12 protein-coding genes are annotated in these 17,815 nt (G+C 72.3%); 8 read left to right on the forward strand and 4 right to left on the reverse strand.

Translation table 11 applies throughout. The features are described from left to right. Positions 1–15: 15 nt before the first annotated feature. The 8 genes from AAGI91_06180 (at position 16) to AAGI91_06215 (ending at position 10,268) form a co-directional block, all read left to right on the forward strand. Complete coding sequence (locus tag AAGI91_06180; GenBank protein MEM1042202.1) at positions 16–210, forward strand: hypothetical protein; 195 nt, start codon at positions 16–18, stop codon at positions 208–210. A gap of 20 nt (positions 211–230) precedes the next feature. Further along, positions 231–1,652: a DUF3526 domain-containing protein gene (locus tag AAGI91_06185; GenBank protein ID MEM1042203.1), complete on the forward strand. Its 1,422-nt coding sequence runs from the start codon at positions 231–233 to the stop codon at positions 1,650–1,652. A 13-nt stretch (positions 1,653–1,665) separates the two neighbouring features. Then, complete coding sequence (locus AAGI91_06190; protein ID MEM1042204.1) at positions 1,666–3,075, forward strand: DUF3526 domain-containing protein; 1,410 nt, start codon at positions 1,666–1,668, stop codon at positions 3,073–3,075. A 13-nt stretch (positions 3,076–3,088) separates the two neighbouring features. Beyond that, on the forward strand, positions 3,089–3,808 hold the full coding sequence (locus AAGI91_06195; GenBank protein ID MEM1042205.1) for a hypothetical protein: 720 nt from the start codon (positions 3,089–3,091) through the stop codon (positions 3,806–3,808). A 4-nt stretch (positions 3,809–3,812) separates the two neighbouring features. Beyond that, a complete protein-coding gene (locus AAGI91_06200; GenBank protein ID MEM1042206.1) occupies positions 3,813–4,277 on the forward strand; it encodes a DUF3299 domain-containing protein in 465 nt (154 codons plus the stop codon). Beyond that, positions 4,274–5,524, forward strand: a complete 1,251-nt coding sequence (locus AAGI91_06205) for a DUF5916 domain-containing protein (protein MEM1042207.1) — start codon at positions 4,274–4,276, stop codon at positions 5,522–5,524. The genes AAGI91_06200 and AAGI91_06205 overlap by 4 nt, the downstream gene beginning before the upstream one ends. A gap of 3 nt (positions 5,525–5,527) precedes the next feature. Beyond that, entirely contained in the window at positions 5,528–6,505 is a 978-nt protein-coding gene (locus tag AAGI91_06210; protein MEM1042208.1) for a hypothetical protein, read from the forward strand. A gap of 361 nt (positions 6,506–6,866) precedes the next feature. Next, the gene (locus tag AAGI91_06215) at positions 6,867–10,268 is read left to right on the forward strand and encodes a choice-of-anchor D domain-containing protein (protein MEM1042209.1); all 3,402 of its coding nucleotides are present in this window, start codon (positions 6,867–6,869) and stop codon (positions 10,266–10,268) included. Positions 10,269–10,462: 194 nt separating this feature from the next. Here AAGI91_06215 and AAGI91_06220 read toward each other — a convergent pair whose 3' ends face one another. From AAGI91_06220 to AAGI91_06235, 4 genes are all read right to left on the reverse strand, one after another. Next, positions 10,463–12,808: a transglycosylase SLT domain-containing protein gene (locus tag AAGI91_06220; protein ID MEM1042210.1), complete on the reverse strand. Its 2,346-nt coding sequence runs from the start codon at positions 12,806–12,808 to the stop codon at positions 10,463–10,465. 184 nt (positions 12,809–12,992) lie between these two features. Beyond that, positions 12,993–13,523 (reverse strand): rhodanese-like domain-containing protein, encoded by a 531-nt coding sequence (locus AAGI91_06225; protein MEM1042211.1) that lies wholly within the window; start codon positions 13,521–13,523, stop codon positions 12,993–12,995. 125 nt (positions 13,524–13,648) lie between these two features. Then, on the reverse strand, positions 13,649–15,115 hold the full coding sequence (uxaC, locus tag AAGI91_06230; protein ID MEM1042212.1) for a glucuronate isomerase: 1,467 nt from the start codon (positions 15,113–15,115) through the stop codon (positions 13,649–13,651). Between the two features lie 71 nt (positions 15,116–15,186). Beyond that, positions 15,187–17,811 (reverse strand): glycoside hydrolase family 2 TIM barrel-domain containing protein, encoded by a 2,625-nt coding sequence (locus AAGI91_06235; GenBank protein MEM1042213.1) that lies wholly within the window; start codon positions 17,809–17,811, stop codon positions 15,187–15,189. Between the last annotated feature and the right edge of the window lie 4 nt (positions 17,812–17,815).

The following is a 17,815-nucleotide window of genomic DNA, read 5'->3' on the forward strand; positions in this document are numbered from 1 at the left end:
AACCCTCAGGCCGCCATGCGCTTGCTTCTCCTCGCCACGCTCGTTGCGACCGCGACCGCTCTCGCCCAGACGGGCACGCCCGAAGGCACCGTCCGCGCCCCACTCAGCGCGACCAACCTCACCGGCGAGTTCTTCTACGAGTCGGGCGGGAGCAGCTTCCTGGCGCTCCACCCGCCGCCGTGCGCCTTCCGTTGCGGCGTGACGCTCTGACGTCTCAACCTTCTGGACCCATGATTCGACGCATCGCTGGCAAAGAGCGCACCGAGATGACCCGCGACGGCCGGTACCGGCTGGCCGCGGGCCTGGTCGGGGGCCTGCTCCTCGTTGCCCTCGCGCTCGGCGTGCTGGAGTCCCGTAGCGTCCGCGCCGAGGCGGAGCGAGCCGAAGAAGCCTCGTGGACGCAGTGGGTCGAGCAGGGAAGCAAGAACCCGCACTCGGCCGCGCACTTCGCGCTCTACACCTACCGGCCAGCCTCGGCGCTCGCCTTCGCCGAGCCGGGCGTGACGCCCTACACCGGGCTGGCTGTCTGGCTGGAGGCCCACTACCAGAACGAGTTCGCCTTCCGCCCGGCCCGCGACGCGGCGGGCGTGGGCCGGCTCGGGCAGGTGACGGCGGCGACGGTACTCCAGGTGCTTCTCCCGCTCGTGATCGTGCTGCTGGCCTTCGGCGCGTTTGCGTCGGAGCGCGAGCGGGGGACGCTCCGGCAGGCGCTCGCCCAGGGCGTCCGCCCCCGCGACCTCGCGCTCGGCAAGGCGCTCGGCGTGGCGCAGGCGCTGGCCGTCGTGCTCGTCCCTGCCGTCGTAGTCGGCGCAGGGGCGCTCCTGCTCGCCTCGGGGAGCGCGGCACTCGGCGACGGGCTGGCGCGGTTTGCGCTCCTCGCGCTCGCCTACGGCCTCTACCTCGCCGCGTTCGTCGGCGTCGCCCTGGCCGCGAGTGCTCGGTCGCGGACGGGGCGCGGGGCGCTCGTCGGGCTGCTCGCTTTCTGGGCGCTCGCCGTCCTCGTCCTCCCCCGCGTAGCGACCGACGCCGCCCGGACCGCCTATCCGACGCCGTCCACGACCGCCTTTTGGACGGCCGTGGGTGACGATCTCGCCGACGGCATCGACGGGCACGATCCGTCCGACGAGCGCGCCGAGCGGCTGCTCCAGGAGACGATGGAAGACTACGGCGTCTCGGCTATCGAAGACCTGCCGGTCAACTTCTCCGGCATCGCGCTCCAGGCGAGCGAGGCATACGGCAACCAGGTCTACGAAAAGCACTACGGCGCGCTCTGGGCGCAGGTCGAGCGCCAGAACCGGGTGCAGGCCCTCGCCGGCCTCGTCACGCCGCTGATGGCGGTCCGCGCCACCTCGATGGGGCTGGCCGGGACCGATTTCGCTGCGCACCGCCACTTCGCCGAGGCCGCCGAGACCTACCGCCGGGACTTCGTCGAGGTGCTCAACGCCGACCTGGCGACGCTGACCGACCCGGTGTTCAACCGCAACACGCGCGGGCGCGACTTCTGGGCCTCGCTGGACCGGTTCGCCTATGTCCCGCCCTCAGCAGGCTGGGCTGCTCAGCGGCAGGCACTCCCGCTCGGCCTCCTCGCGCTGTGGGCGCTCGGCGGCCTAGTCGCGGCCGTCGCCGCAGCCCGTCGCCCTCGCTTCCTGTAGACCTCACTCCGCCATGATCCGGACCGTTCTCGCTCACGAGTGGCGGCTCCTGCGCCGTGCTCCTGCGACGTGGATCGCCCTCGCGCTCCTCGCCGTCTCCATCGTCTTCGGTGCATCCAACGGCGGCCGGTGGGCCGACTTCCAGCACCAGACGCTAGCTGAGGCCGAGGCGTACGAAGCCGAGACCTACGGCGACCTGGCCCGCCGCGCCGCTGCGCCGGACGGCGAGTGGCCGGACCCGTCGAGCGCGGCCAACATCGGGATGTTCTACGGCCGGTACGCGACGCTCCCGCCCGGCCCGCTGGCCCCGCTCGCCGTCGGGCAGAGCGACGTGGCCCCGTATGCGCTCTACGTCTCCGGCAAGACCCTCGCCTCGACACACACGAAATCGGCGGAGGAGCTAGGCAACCCGCAGGCGTACGTCACCGGCCGGTTCGACACGGCCTTCGCGCTCGTGGTCGTGCTCCCGCTCGTGCTCCTGGTGCTGCTGTTCGACATTGCCTCGGGCGAGCGCGAGCGGGAGACGCTCGGGTTGGTGCTGTCGCAGCCGGTCCGTCCGGGCACGCTCGTCTGGGCGAAAGCGGGGCTGCGGTGGGCCCTCGTCGCCGGCGTGGCGTGGGCGGCGTCGGCGCTCGGGCTGGCACTCTTCGGCGCTGACCTCGGAGCCGCGCCGGGCGGACTTGCCCTGGCCCTGCTCGCTGTCGCGGCCTACGCGGCGGTCTGGACGGCGCTCGCGGTGTGGGTAGCTACGCGGGGATGGCCTTCGGCGACGAACGCGCTCGTGCTCGCAGCGGTCTGGGTCGCGGTGGTCGTCGTGGTTCCCGGCCTGATCGGGGCGGCCTCGGGCGCGCTGGAGCCGGTGCCCTCGCGGACCCATCTCATCGAGGCGCACCGGGAGGCTGACACGCGGTTCGCCGCGCGCGGGGGCGAGCTGCTGACGGCCTACTACGACGCCAACCCCGGCGCGCAGCCCGCCGACCTCGATCCGATGCAGTACGACTTCCCGCTGTACTACACCGCCCGCCAGGGAGCCATGCAAGACACCCTCGCCCCACTCCTCCGCCGGTACGACGACGCGCTCGCCGCGCAGGAGCGGCTGGCGAACGGCCTCGCTCTTCTCTCCCCGGCCGCGCTCTTGCAGAACACCCTCGCTGCGGTCGCCGGAACCGACCACGCCCGTCACGCCGCCTACCTCCGGCAGGTCGAGGACTTCCACGCCGCCCACCGCGACTTCTTCGCACCCCGGGCCTACCAGCGCGTCGCGCTTACGGCCTCCGACTACGAGGCCATGCCCCGCTTCGCCTTTGTCGAACCGGGCGCGGTTGCCACACGCGCGCTCTGGCCGCTGGGTGGCATCGCAGTACTGGCACTGACTCTCGCTGCCTGTGCAGCCCCCGGCCTTCGCCGCATCACCACTCACTAACCTCGCAACACCCATGCGCTACGCCCCCCTTCTCTCGCTCGCCCTCTTCATCGGCTGCGCGGACGCGCCGGACACGCCCGCGCCCGACTCTGGAACTGACATAGCGGCCACTGTGCCGGACGATCTCTCCGCCCTCGGCAGCGCGTCGGTCGAGAGCCTGCTCGCCGACGACCCGATCCACGTTCACCGCGTGACCCTCGCCCCGGGCGATTCGCTCCCGCCGCACGAGGGCGGCGAGCGCGTGGTCTACGCCCTCGGCGACCTCCCGGCTCTCGTCTTCGCCACCGGCGGCGAGCGCGAGGCCCGGTCGTTCACCGCCGGCGAGGTCCACCGCCACGACGCGGGCGTTCACTCGGTCGCGAACGAGAGCGAGGCCCCGGGCGCGTTCGTCGTCTTCGAGCGGCGCGGCGCACTTCCCGAAGCCGAGGCTGAGGGCGACACCGAGCTACCCGACGTGGGCGAGGGCGTCACGGACGAAATCCTCTTCGACGACGACTTCGCCGAAGTCCACCGCGTCACCCTCCAGCCGGGGGCCTCGCTCCCGCCGCACCAGGGCTTCGCCCGCGCCGTCTACGCGCTCAGCGGCTACACCGTCGAGTTCACGGGCCCGGACGGGACGCGCGAGCAGCGGTTCGAGGCTGGCGAGGCCCACACCCACGGTCCCGGCGACCACACCGTCGAGAACGCAGGGGACACGGTCGCCGAGTTTCTCGTGGTCGAGTTCAAGCGGTGAGCCCATGAGCCTCCGCCCGGACCAGATCCCCTGGCGCTGGCTCCTCGCCGCCGGCGCGGCGCTCGCGCTGCTGACGTGGAGCCCTGTGCGCGAGCACGCGCTGCCGCCGGACACGCCGTGGCACCTGCTGATGCAGGCTGAGGGCCTGGACGGCCCGTCGCCGGTACTGCCTGACACGCTGCGCCGGCTCGACGCTCAGCCGATCCGGCTCACGGGATTCATGTACCCGCTGGAGCAGCGCCGGGACCACCGCCGGTTCCTGCTCTCCCCCCACCCCGCCGGCTGCGCCTTTCACGTCCCGAGCGGCGCGCCGGGCAGCCCGGCCTCGACGGTCGAGGTGTTCGCCGATGAGCCCGTCCGGTTCACGTACGACCCCGTCGCCGTCCGGGGCACCTTCGCGCTGGCTGCCGGGGCCTCGGGCGGCGTGCGCTACCAGCTCCTCGGTGCCCGCCTGGAGGACCCGCCATGACCCGGCTCGGCCCCGCGGCGCTGCTCGCGCTCGCGCTCTCCATTCCGGGCGCTGCGCAGACCGCGCGCCCCGCTGAGGACGAGCGCCCTACCGCCCGTGCGGTTCGGGTGGCCGACGGGTCCATCCGTCTCGACGGCCGGCTCGACGAGCCGGCCTGGGCGAGCGTTCCGGTCGCAGGCCGGTTCCGCCAGGTGGAACCCGACGCCGGCGCGGCGGCCGGCCTCGCCACCGAGGTCCGCGTTGCCTTCGACGGCCGAGCGCTCTACCTCGGAGCCGTCCTGCGCGACACGGTGGGCACGCGAGACCTCCGCGTCCGCGACCTCCGCCGCGACTTCGACTACTTCGACAACGACCACTTCTCGGTCGTGCTCGACCCGTTCGGCGACCGCCGCAACGCGGTCGTCTTTGAGGTCTCCCCCTACGGCGCGCTCCGCGACCTCCAGGCCCGTGACGGCGTGGACCAGAACCTCGACTGGGACGGCGTCTGGAATGCCCGCACCACCCGCACCGGCGCGGGCTGGGTGGCGGAGATCGAGATTCCGTGGGCGACCCTGCGCTACCCCGGCGCGGCCGGCGCGCAGGCGTGGGGGCTTCAGCTCTCGCGCAACCTCCGCCGGAGCCGCGAACTCCACGCGTGGAGCCCGTGGCCCCGCCAGTTCACCCCGTACCACCTCGCCTACGCGGGGACCCTCACCGGCGTCGAGCCGCCGCCGCCCGGCCGCAACCTCCGCGTCCAGCCCTACGTGCTCGGCGAGACGGACCGAGCCGGCGACGACCCGCTCTTGGACGACGCGGGCGCACAGCTCGGCGGCGACCTCAAGTGGGCCGTGACGCCGCAGACCGTCCTCGACCTCACCGTCAACACCGACTTCGCCCAGGCCGACGCCGACCAGCAGGTCGTGAACCTCTCGCGGTTCTCCGTCTTCTTTCCCGAGCGCCGGGCGTTCTTTCTCGAAAGCGCGGACGTGTTCGACGTCGGGTACAGCCTCTTCACCCCGTTCTACTCCCGCCGGATCGGGCTCGACGCCGGGCGTCCGGTCGGGATTGACGGCGGCGCGCGGCTCGTGTCGAGCGGGTCGTGGGGGCAGGCCGGCGCGCTCGGGGTCCGCCAGCGCTCCGCCGAAGGGATTCCGGCGGCGTGGTTCGGCGTCGGGCGCGCGAGCCTGAACGTCGGGGCCGAGAACCGGGTCGGCGGGATGCTCGTGACGCGGCATGACGAGGCGCTCGGCGAGGGGCCGGCGTTCTAGGGCGTGCCGGGCCGGACCAACACCGTCGCCGCGCTCGACGGCTACGCCCGGATCGGCCGGACGGCCGCGGTGACCGGGTTTGTCTCGGCCTCGGCGACGAGCGGGGACGGGGGCGAAGGGTTTGCCCACTACCTCTGGGCGCGCAACGAGGCGAGCTGGGGCTACGTCGGGTTCATCCAGGACCTCGCAACGGCCGACTACGAGGCGGCGACGGGGTTCATCTTCCGCCGCGACATCCTGCTCAACAGCCCCGCCGTCACGCTCGACCTCAGGCCCGGCTGGCTCCCGGCCTCGGTCCGCGCGCTCGCCCCGTCGGTCTCTTCGTTCGTCTACCACCGTCCGAGCGACGGTGCCTTCCTCCAGGCCGACCTCCGCGTGACGCCGATCTCCGTCGCCTTCCAGAGCGGGGCACGGGCGACCGCTTCGGTGCGCCCCTCCTGGCAGGAGCTCGACGCCGGGGAGGCCGCTTTCTTCCGACCCCTCGGGGCCGAACTGGCAGCCGGGTCCTACCGGTACGTCCAGTTCAGCGGGGCCCTCTCGTCGGACCCTTCGCGCCGCCTCACCGGGTCGGTTTCGGCCTCGACCGGCGGCTACTTCGACGGCCGCCTCACGACCGTGGAGGCTGCGGCGAGCGCGGCTCCGTCGCCGCGCCTCACCCTCGCCCTGCGCTACGAACTCAACGACGGGCGCGGCTTGGGCGTGGACGGCCTCGACGTCCAGAGCCACCTCGTCGGGGCCGACGTTCGCGTGGCGCTCTCGCCGCGGCTTCAGGCGACGGCGTTCTGGCAGTACAACTCGCTCGCGGACCTCGCCTCGCTCAACGCGAGGGTGTCGTGGGAGTTCGCCCCACTGTCGTTCGTCTACCTCGTCGTGAACGACGCGCGGTTCTACGTCCCGACGGCCGAGCGCATGGCGCAGCCGGACGCGTACCGGTCGGAGCAGCAGGGCGTGTTCAAGGTGAGCTACCTCCGCCAGCTATAGCGGCAACCCGACGCGAGCCTGGGACGGCGAGCCTGGGGGTGGCCTGGCGGCGCTGTGCGCGCCGCGTAGGTGCCGCCGCGGGCTGTTCGTCTACGCAGTTATACCACCTCTGAGGATTGTTGCCTCACTCTCATGTCATGCCCGCGCAGGCGGGCATCCATCAGGCGGCGGCGCTTCACGTAGGGGGGTGCATGGGTCCCCGCCTGCGCGGGGACGACCTCGTGTAGGTGAGACACTATCCTGAAGAACTGGTATTAGTCACTGCATGGTAGAAGCGTGTATCCGGTCTGGACGCAGCGCTTACCGCTCTCTTCTCACCTGTTCCCATCCTGTCATGAGTCCACGTCTACGCACTTCCTTCGTGCACCTCTGTGCGCTTTTCTCCTTCCTGGCCCTTCTCCCCAGCGCTGCGGCCCAGCTTGTCGCCAGTCCCGCCTCGGTCGAACGCACCGTCGAGGCGGGCGAGACGGCGACCGCCTCGCTCACGCTAACCAACACCGGCTCCGACGAGGCCAGCTTCTTCGTCCGCATCACCGAGCCACCGCCGCCGAGGCCTGCGGGTTTCGTCCAGCCCCGAACGGGGACGGCCCTGCGCCTCGCCCCACCCGCGACGCGTGAGGCCGTCCGTTCGCCGATCCGCCTGGGCGCGGCTCGTGGGGCGCTCCCGGGCGGCACCGCGCCGGACGCCCTCCGTGGGGTCGCGACGGACTCGATCTTCTACGACAACGGCGACAGCGTTCCCGACAACTTTCTCGGCACCGGCGAGCAGAATACGGTTCTCTTCGTCGCTCAGCGCTTCAGCCCGACGGGCGCGTTCACCCTCGACGGCCTCCGCGCGTACCTCACCACCAGCACGTTCGACTACGTCGATTCGGGCGCGACGGACCTCTCGGTGTCGGTCGAGATCTACGACGCGCCCGACCCGGACGAGCCGCGCGCGGGCATGCTGCTTGGGTCTACGGAGACCGGCTTCCAGGCCGGCTTCGAAGGGTTCGCTGAGATCCCGCTCGACGGCAGCCTGACCTTCGGCGCAGGCGAGGACTTCTTCGTCGTTCTCGAAGTCGTCGGACCGCCCTTTCCCGCCGGCTTCGACGCGGAGGGCAGCGACGACGCTGCGGGACGCGCCTTCGCCAGCGTCACCGGCGACCCCGACTCTTGGGTCGGTATCGGCGACCTCACGGGCCACGGAGCCGCTCCGTTCCTGATCCGCGCGCTCAGCGGCACGGGCACGAGCGGCGGCTTCCTGACAGTGACCCCCGCCTCGGGCACGCTCGCCCCGGCTGCCGACACCGCCCTCGCGCTCGACCTCGACGCCGCGCGGCTCTTCGCCGGCACGTACCAGCGCAACGTCGAGATCGTGGACGTCGCCACGGGCACGTTCTTCACCGTGCCGGTCACCCTCACGGTCACCGGTGAGGGCATCGTCGCCCTGAGCCAGGAGACCGTGGACATCGGCGAGGTATTCGTGGGCAGCGCGGGCGGCGTGACGATCACGGTCATCAACGGGGGAACGGCCCCGCTCACCATCACCGGCTCGCGCAGCACCGACCCGGAGCTTGAAGCGTTTGGGCTGCCGGTGGGCACGGTCCTCACGCCCGGCTCGGAAGTCCCGTTCGCCGTCCGCTTCGCTCCGAGCGCGCCCGGCCCGTTCACGGGCACGCTGACGGTCCTCGCCGATGTCGGTGAGGCCAGCGTGGCCGTGACGGCTACGGCCGTGGCCGCGCCCGTGGCCAGTGTGCGGCCGGACTCGCTCGCGGCGACGCTGCTGCCGGGGGACGCTGCATCGCTCCCGGTCACGATTGCCAACGCGGGCGACGGCGTGCTGTCGTACGGCGTCCTCATAGAGAACAGCGACGGGTTCCCGGGAGGGGACGACAGCGTGCTGGACTCCCTTTTCTACGACGACGGCAGCGCGCTCCCGGACAACCTCTTGGGCACGGGCGAGGTCGGCGCACCCTTCTTTCTCGCGCAGCGCTTCTCCACCGACCGCGCGTTCGCGCTCAACGCCGTCCGCGTCTTCGCCTCGACGATCCCGTTCGACCATCACGGAGAAGATCCCCCGCCGGACTCGACCTTCGACCCGCTCACGCTCTCGGTCGACATCTACGAAGTCGCAGACCCGAACGAGCCCACAGCGGGCGTACGGCTCGCTACCGCCACCACGGTCATCGACGAGATCTCGGACGACTTTGTCGCCGTGCCGCTCGGAGCTGCCGTCGAACTCGCAGCGGGGTCCGATGTCTTCATCGTCGTGGGCTACGCGGGCGTCAGCTTCCCGGCGGGCATCGACTCCTTCGGGACCGGCGATTTCGAAGGGCGTGCGTTCTTGAGCATCACCGGCGAGACGGGTGACTGGGGTCCGTTCCCCGACTACACCGGCGTGGGCACCCCCTCCGTACCCCTGATCCGCGCCCTCAGCCTGGACACCTCCGGGATCGTCGTCAGCGTGGACGCGCCCAACGGTCAGGTCGAGCCCGGCACCGAGACCGAGATTGCCGTCACGGTAGACGCGAGCACCGCCGAACCGGGCCTCTTCACGCGCACGCTCGTGGTCGTCACGAACGACCAGCAGCGGCCGCGCTTCGAGGTCCCCCTCGCGATCGTGGTCGAAGGCTCGGGCATGATGGCGCTTGCCGAAGGGTGGAACCTCGTCTCGTGGAACGTCGACCTGCCGGACCCCGCGCTCGAAGCCGTGTTGGCTGCGGTCTGGGAAGACGTAGAGGCCGTGCGCATGCTCGGGAGCGAGGGCTGGACGAGCTACGACGCGGCGGACCTCTCGGGGGCGGGCCTCAGCCTCCGGCCCGGCGAGGCGATCTGGGTGAAGATGCGCACCGGCCACCTGCTTCCGATGGAGGGCGAGCCGGTGCCAGTGAACGGGCTCGACCTCGACGCCGGTCTGAGCGCGGTCGCCTACCTCCCCGGCTTCGTCGACCTCGCCGACCACGCGTTTTCGAGCATCGCAGGCGCATCGGAGAGCGTCCAGAGCTTCCACAGCACCGGCGTGGCCTACGCCCCCGGCGTGCCCGCTGCGTTCCAGACGCTCGGCACCGTGCGGCCCGGCATGGGCTATCTCGCCCACACCTCCGCCCCCGTCCGGCTCGACTACCCGCTGGTGGCAGCCACGCACCCCTTCGAGGGCGTTCCGATGGGTGCCCTCGTGGCGGCTGAGCGCGAGGCGGGCGTGACGCCGTCGCCCGCGTGGATGAGCGTCTGGGGACAGGGCCTCGCCGGGCTCGCCGCCGGCACCCTCGTCACCGCCGTCGACCCCGACGGCGTCGTCAGCGGGGCGTTCACGGTCCAGACCGACGGCGCGATCGGGCTCATGGCGCTCTACGGCGACGACCCGGCGACCGAAGCCGACGAAGGGGCGCGCCCCGGCGACACGGTCGCGCTGCGCACCGAGGCGGGCGAGTTGGCCCGCGTCGTGTGGACCGAAGCGGGTGCCGTCCTCGACGTGTCGGGCCAGGCCGTGTCGAACGAGTCGGAGGCGGGCCTGCCCGCCACGTTCGCGCTGCGGAGCACCTACCCCAACCCCTTCGCCGGGCGGACCTCCGTGGCGTTCGACCTCGCCGCCGCTGCCGATGTCTCCCTGGACGTCTACGACGCCACCGGCCGGCGCGTCGCCACGCTCGTGCGCGGCCCGATGCCTGCCGGTGCCCACGAGGCGACGTGGGAGGCGCGCGGTGCGGCCAGCGGCCTCTACGTGGTCACGCTGCGCGCGGGCGACTTTCTCGCCACGCGCACGATGGTACTGGTGCGGTAGCAAGAGGACGTACGAAAAAACGACGCCCCGGACGCTTCGATCTGCGTCCGGGGCGTCGTGCCGAGAGGCCGCCGTCGAGGCCTGTGACCGGCTCTGGCCAAGCGCTGCGGCGGTCGGCCTCGCTCGGCCTCGGCTTCGCGCTCCTTCCCCAAGCAGTTTCTCAGCCTCTGCACCTCGCCACGATGCGGTGCGCGTCAGTCGGCGCGGCTGCCAGGGTACAGCCCTCGGTAGACCGCGCGGTTGCGCGTCAGCTTTTTCACGTAGTCGCGCGTCTCGGAAAATGGAATGCGCTCGGTGAACAGTTCGGCGTCGGCCTCGAACTCGGGGAACGTCTTCCACTGATCGACCTGGTGCGGCCCGGCGTTGTAGGCGGCAAAGACGGCGGGGAGCGACCCGTCGTAGTCGCGCAGCCCTTCGGCGAGGTAGTCCGTGCCGAGGAAGGCGGCGACTTCGGGCTGGTAGAGGTCGTCGGCGTTCCAGTCCTCGATGCCTGCGGACCGGGCGAGGGCGGCCCCGGTGGCGGGCATGATCTGCATCAGCCCGCGCGCGCCGACGTGCGAGGTGATGCGTGCCTCGAACATGCTCTCCTGCCGCACGAGCGCGGCAGCGATGTCGCTCTCGAACCCGCGAGCGGCGGCCTCGGCGCGGAGGATGTCGCGGTAGGGGTAGGGATAGAGGATGCGGAGGCGGCGCTCGTTCGTCCCGCCGCCCAGCCCGAGCCCGATGCGGATCGCGCGCTGCGCATAGCCGCGCTCAATGAGTGCCTCGGCGAGGGCGTAGCGGACGGCGCGGCGGCCTCCGCGCTCCGCGAGGCGGTCGGCTTCGGCGGAGGCCGCGTCGTAGAAGCCAGCCTCCCGGAGGCGGTCGACGGGAGCCATCCAGCCGGCGACGGTGCGCCCGGCGGCTTCGTCGCGCGGGGGCGCGGCGGACATCGGGAGCGGCCAGAACGGTTCGCCGAGGCGCTCGCTCGCAAGGAGCGCGTAGTACGAGTCGCGGGCGCGGCGGCGGACCTCGCGGAAGAGGCGGTCGGCGGCGGCCTCGTCGCCCCTCTCAGCCCGCGCGCGGCCCGCCCAGTAGACCGATTGCAGCGCGAACTCGCCCGTCGGCGACTGCGCGCGGTAGCGGTCCCAGAGCGCGCCGGCCTCGTCGTAATCGCCGTCGAGAAAGGCCACGCCCGCGAGCCGCATCGTCGCCAGTCCAGCCCAGCGGGTGCCGGGGTAGTCGGCGACGACCTCGCGGTAAAGCGGGCGCGCGGCGTCGGCATCGCCCCCCTGCTGATGGGCGTCGGCGGCAAAATAGAGTGCGGCGGCCCCGTCGTCCGTCCCGCGCTGCTCACCGGCGAGGCGGCGGTAGACCGCGGCGGCCTCCTCCGTGTTTCCCGCGCGGCTGAGTGCGCTCGCGCGGAGGTCGCGCGCGGCCCGGAGGTCGCCGAGCGGTTCGAGCACGGTGAGCGCCTCCTCGTACTGCTGCCCCTTCACGAGCACGTCGGCAAGCTCGAGGCGCACGTCCCGGCGCTGCGCCTCCGGTCCGGTGCCGCTGCTGAGCCACGCGCGAAAGTCAGCGGCGGCTTCTGCGTGGAGGCCGAGCCCGGCATAGACGCGTGCCGAGGCCAAGCGGTCGGCAGGCGTCATCGCCCCTTCGCGGAGCAGCGCGGCAGCGGCCTGTCCGTGCTCGCCCGCCGCGTCGAGCGCAACCGCTCGGCGGAGCGCAGACCGTCCGGCGGCGGCGTCTCCAGCCTCAAGCGCGAGCCGGCCGTCCAGCACCTCGAACTCGGCGCGCGTACCGTTTGACTGCGCCCCGGCACGGCCCGACCGGGCGAGCGACCGCGCCCGGCCGAGGTCTCCGGCGGCTCGGGCAGCCTCGACGTGGGCTCGCCGCGCACGGAGACCGAGTAGCCCGCTCGCGTACTGACGCGCGAGCGCGTCGGCAGCGGCACCCTGTCCGGCGGCGGCGAGCGCTTCGGCCGCCAGCACGTCCACCCACCTCCCTGCCGGTCCCATGGCCGCCTCCACCTCGCTCAGCACGGCCCGCCCCTGTGCCTCTTGGCCCGCGCGCAAGAGGACAAGACCGAGCCGGAGCGCAGCCGCCGCGCGCTCGTTGGCGAAGCGAGCCGTGGAATCGGCTGTGAGAAATCGCTCGTACAGATCGGCGGCCTCGGCGGCCTGTTCCTCCGCGTCGCGGGCGCGTGCGAGCAGGTATAGCCCCAGGCCACCGTCCAGCGAACCGAGCCCTGCAGCGTCGCTGAGCACGTCGCTCACCGCGCCCCAGCGCCCCCGTCCGCCCTCGGCACGCGCGACGATGAGCCGCTGCGACGGCGTGAGGGCGTCGGCGGTGACCGGTTCGAGCAGCCGCGCGGCACGCCACGGACGCCCCTCGTCCAGCAGTGCTTCGGCCTGCGCAAACGTGGCTGAGTCGGCCGGAGCCGACGCGGGTATCGGGGCGAGGCGCGGTTCAGCACCCGGCTCGCTGCTGCACCCGAGCGCGGCGAGAGCAGCGACGAAGAGGAACGAGCAGGCGAGGCCGGGCAGGGCGTAGGGCACAGGCGGCGTGGCAGGATAGGCAAAGCAGAGCGGTTCTACGCCGCCCCCCTGCCTGAGTCTCCGAAGGACTCGCGCGGGCCGGCGACTTAGAAATCGCCCGCTAGCCCAGCGATGGCGAGGCTGCGGCAGGGACGCCGCTCCGCGAGTCCAAGTCGGCCTTCAAGAAGTGGACTGGCCGAGGCGGCTACCTCGCGCGGAGGTCGCGGGACAGCAGGCGGCCCCACACGGCATCGTAGGGATGCACCTCGCGCACCGATTCTCCGTCGCGGACGACCGGTCGGCCTTCGTTGGCCCACCGGAAGATGGAGCCGTCGAGGTTCTGTACCGGCCGGTCCGCCGTGCCGAAGCGCGCGGCGAGGCGCGCCGACCGGTAGCCGACCGAGCAGTACAGCACCACAGCCCGGCCGGGGCCGAAGCGCCCGAGCGTGTCGCGCAGCGCGCTGGCGGGAGCGTCAGGGTCGATGCGGACGGCACCGGGGAGGTGGCTCACGGCGTATTCCTCCGCCTCGCGCACGTCCACGAGCACCGGCGGGACGCGCCCCGCGTCGCCGAGCCACGCCGCGAGGCTGTCGGCTGAGATGGACTCGACGTCGGGGAAGTCCCGCTCGATGAGGCGGTCCACGCCGCGCCACGAGAGCGAACCCTCCTCGGACGGCGCGCAGCCCGCCGCACCGCCGAGCGCGGCGAGGAGCAAGGCGAACGCGCATCGGTTCATCAGCTCAGGAGGTCGGCGTTTGCGTCGGAGCGTCGTGGCACTTCAAGGTACGCGAGAGCGACAACAGCATCTTGCTGCTGCGCGGGGCTGAAGCGCGGGAAACTGAGTGCAGCTGGTCTGATCGATCACGACCGATGCACCGCGACGCCCTCCTGCTCCATCGTACCGAGCCGGTACGCCCGCCGGGGCAGCTCGACGGTAAGCGCGGTGGCGATGTCGCGCGCCTCAGCAGCGGAGAGTTGGTGCCGGGCGACGAGGCCGCCGAGGTAGTTGGCGTCTACGCGCCGGGCGAGGTCGTGGCGGGCCGGAATCGAGCAGAAGGCGCGGGTGTCATCGTTGAACCCGGCGGTGTTGAAGAACCCGGCGGTCTCGGTGGTCCGCTCGCGGAAGCGGCGCATGCCCTCGACCGAGTCGTGGAACCACCACGGCGGACCGAGGAGCAGCGCGGGGTAGTGCCCGGCGAGCGGGGCGAGTTCGCGGGCGTAGGTGCTCTCGTCGAGCGTGAAGACGATGAGCCGGAACCGCTCGCTGTTGCCGTAGGCGGCGAGGAGCGGCCGGAGGTTGCGGGTCCACTCGGTGCGGAGCGGGATGTCCGCGCCCATGTCGGGGCCGTACCTGTCGGCGAGGGCGTCGTTGTGGTCGCGGAGCGAGCCGGCGTGGAGCTGCATCACGAGGCCGTCGGCAGCGCTCATCCGGGCTAGCTCCATCAGGAGGTGCGCCGCGAAGTCGGCCTCGTCGGCGGGTGTCGCCTCGCCCCGCAGCGCTCGGTCGAACAGCCGCTCGGCTTCGGCCTCGGGCAGCCGCTCGGTGCGCGGCGTCTCGGCGGCGTGGTCCGTCGCGGTTGCCCCCATCTCGCGGAAAAACGCCCGCCGGTCTTCAAGCGCCCGCACGAACGCAGCGTAGTCCCCGACTTCGAACCCGACGGCTCGTTCGAGCGCACCGATCTCGTCGCGCCATCCGGCTCGGGCGATGCGCATCACGGCGTCGGGCCGGAACGTCGGGATCACGCGGCCGGACCACGCGCCGGTGGCGTTGGCTTCGCGGATTGCAGCGTGGTGCCGAAGGTCGTCGGACGCAGCATCGGTCGTGGCGAGGACCTCGATCCCGAACCGGTCGAAGAGTGCGCGCGGGCGGTACTCGGGCGAGGCGAGACGCTCGGTTATCTGGCCGTAGACGCGGTCGGCGGTCTCAGGGCTCGGGACCACCTCGACGCCGAAGACCTCGTGCAACTCGTAGTCCAGCCACGCCCGCGTCGGCGTTCCGGCGAAGAGGTAGTAGTGCGAGCAAAAGAGCCGCCACACGGCTCGAGGGTCCACGTCGGCCCGCGTCCCGTCGGCTCGCGGGATGCCGAGGTCGTCGAGGCCAATGCCCTGGCTGTAGAGCATCCGAAAGACGTAGTGGTCTGGCGCGACGAGAAGCTCGGTCGGCTCGGGGAACGGCCGGTCCTCGGCGAGGAGCGCCGGGTCGACGTGCCCGTGCGGGCTGACGATCGGAAGGTCCCGCGTGGCCTCGTAAATCTGGCGCGCCGCCGCCCGGACGGTCGGGTCCGGGTCGAAGTGGCGGTCGGGGTGGAGCGTGAGCGGCTCGGGCATGGGTCGGGAGATGGAAAGGCGTGGAGGGTCGGGAGGGAATGGAGAGATGCGGCTGCCCTCTCGCGCGGAAGTCAGTTGTCGCCGTCGAGTTGAACGGGCGCGGCGGTGTCGGCATCGAGCGTACCGGGTGGAACGACGAACACCGCAGCCTCGTCGGTCGCGGTCCGGCCGTCGGGCCACGCGGCGACGAGGCGGAGGTGCCGCATACCCTCAGCAAGGGGGAGGTCCCAGCCGACGCGCGTCGAGCGCCCGTCGCGGACGGCCTCACCCTGCGCGACGCCGTCCACGAAGAGCGTCGCCCGCGGCGCGTTCGTGAAGGCCTCGATGCGCTGCGCTCCGGCCTCGCGGTGGGTGCGGGTGTGGGCGAAGAGCCAGGCCATCGGCGCGTCGGTCCAGCGGCTCTGGTAGAGGTAGTAGGCGGCCTTCGGCCGGCGGTCGCGCGTCAGCAGGCCCTTCTGGTTGACGTGCGGGAGCGTGCCCGTCTTGACGTGGCTGGCGAAGTCGAACAGGTGCCACACCGCGCCCCCGGCGACGAACGGGCGCTCGTCGAGCGCGTCGAGGTAGGCCTCGTGGAACCGGAGGGCCCAGGTCTCGGAGAAGTCGAAGGGCTGGGCGGCAGCCTCGTCCACCCACAGCCCGCGCTGCGCCCCCGCGCCGTACTCAGAGAGGAAGAGCCGGTCCCCTGGGCGCTCGGCGTGGTAGGCATCCAGCCTCGGGCCGATGTCCTCCGGCATATCCTCGTACCACCCGGCGTACTGGTTCCGGGCCTGGATGTTGGCGGTCGCCATGATCGCGGGATCCACGACGTGGTTCTGCGCCTGCACGCTCAGCCGCGACGGGTCGAGCCGAACGGCTTCGTCGCCGAGCCGCTTGGCGAGGGCGAGCGCGGCGGCCTGCACCTCGAGCGTCTGCCACGAGATGAGCGACTCGTTGCCGGTCCCCCACAGCACGACGCTCGGGTGGTTGTAGTCGCGCTCGACCATCTGCCGGAACATGGCGCTCGCGGCGTCGGCAAAGCCGGGTGCCGTGGGGTCGGAGGTGATGAACGGGACCTCGGCCCAGACGAGCAGCCCGAGGCTGTCAGCGTGGGCGAGCGTCGCCGGGTGGTGCGGGTAGTGAGCGATCCGGACGAAATTGGCTCCCATCGCCTTGGCGAGTTCGAGGTCGCGCCGGGCCTGGTCCGGGCCGGCAGCCCACGCGTCGTCCGGTCCGCCGTCCTGGTGGGCGTTGACGCCCCGGAGTTGGAGGCGCTGCCCGTTGAGCGCGAACCCGGCCTCCGGTGTCCACTCGAAGAAGCGCACGCCGAGCGGCTCGGTGACGTGGTCGAGCGCGGCGTAGCCCTCGCCCTCGGCGGGCAGCCGCTCGACAGTCCCGCCGGGCGCGGCGTCGGCCGCGTAGAGTGTGGCGTGGACGGCGTAGAGGTGCGGGTGCGCCGGTCCCCACAGGAGGGGTAGCCGGAGCGGAAGCGTCTGCTCGACCTCGGTCGCCGCGCCGGGTTCGGGCGCGAGGTCGCGCACGGCGCTCGCCACGACGCCACCCTCGGGGTGCTCGACGCGGACCACGAGCCGGACTGGCCCGCCCTCACCCCGAACGCGCGTGCGAACCCGAACCACTGCCGCCGACGGCGACACCTGAGGTGTATCCACCTGCACGCGCTCGGCGAACGTCGGGCCGGTTGTCACGACCTCGGCCCCGCGGTACAGCCCGCCGAAGAAGGTGTAGTCCGCCGCGTGCGGGACGACGTCCGCGCGGAACCGGTTGTCGGCGCGTACGGCGACGACGTTGCGGCTCGGCCGGAGCCGACCGGTCAGGTCGAACTCGGTCCGGGTGTAGGTCCGCGTGGTGGTGCCGAGCGACTCGCCGTTGAGGAATACTTCGCCGCGCAGCCCGATGCCTTCGAGCCGGAGCACGGCCCGCTGCCCAGCGGGCGGCGCGTCGATCACGGCCCGGTACCACCCGACCCCGCGCCGGTACTGCGGGCCAACATCGAGGCCGTCGGCGAGACCGCGCTGGTCGAGCGCGTCGGCGGCGTTCCAGGTATGGCGCGGCCCGACAGTCTGCCAGCCGCTGTCGTCGAAGTCGGCGGCTTCGGCACCCGGCGCGTCACCCGCATGGAAGCGCCACGCCGGAATGAGCCTGGAGGCCCGGACCGTCTCGGGCAGTGTGAACGGCGCGCGCGTCGTGGGGCCGGTAGCGTTGAGGAGGAGGAAGCGTCCCTCGCGCGGGGCGAGGTCGAACTCCAGCACCCGGTCGATCCCGAGTACGGACGGCGGGACCTCGATGCGGACCGTGCCGCCCTCCAGGCTCGTCACGAAAAGGGCGATCTCGCGCTCGACGTTTTTCTCGCGGGCGAAGGCGAGGTGGTGGGCGTTCGAGCGAACCTCGGCGGTCACGTCGTCCCCGAACCGGCGGCGACGGCGGTCGGAGTCGGCGCGGGCGGGCGTGTAGAGGTAGCCATCAAAGACGAACCCGCTGACGGTTTCATCGCCGACTGGCACGTCGCGGAACGCGGCCCACCGGTCCTCGGCCGTCGGGTCGAACGAGACGGCAACGCCGCCGTTTGCCCCGACCGCAACGCCGTCGTCCGAGCCGTCGGCGGTGCGCACCTCGCCGGGTGTGAAGAGGCCGCCGGGACGGACAGCCTGCGCCTGCGCCGTCGCAGCGGTGAGCACGAGGAGGAAGAGGGCACGGAGCATGGGG

The organism is Bacteroidota bacterium (assembly GCA_038746285.1).
Lineage (GTDB): Bacteria > Bacteroidota > Rhodothermia > Rhodothermales > JANQRZ01 > JANQRZ01.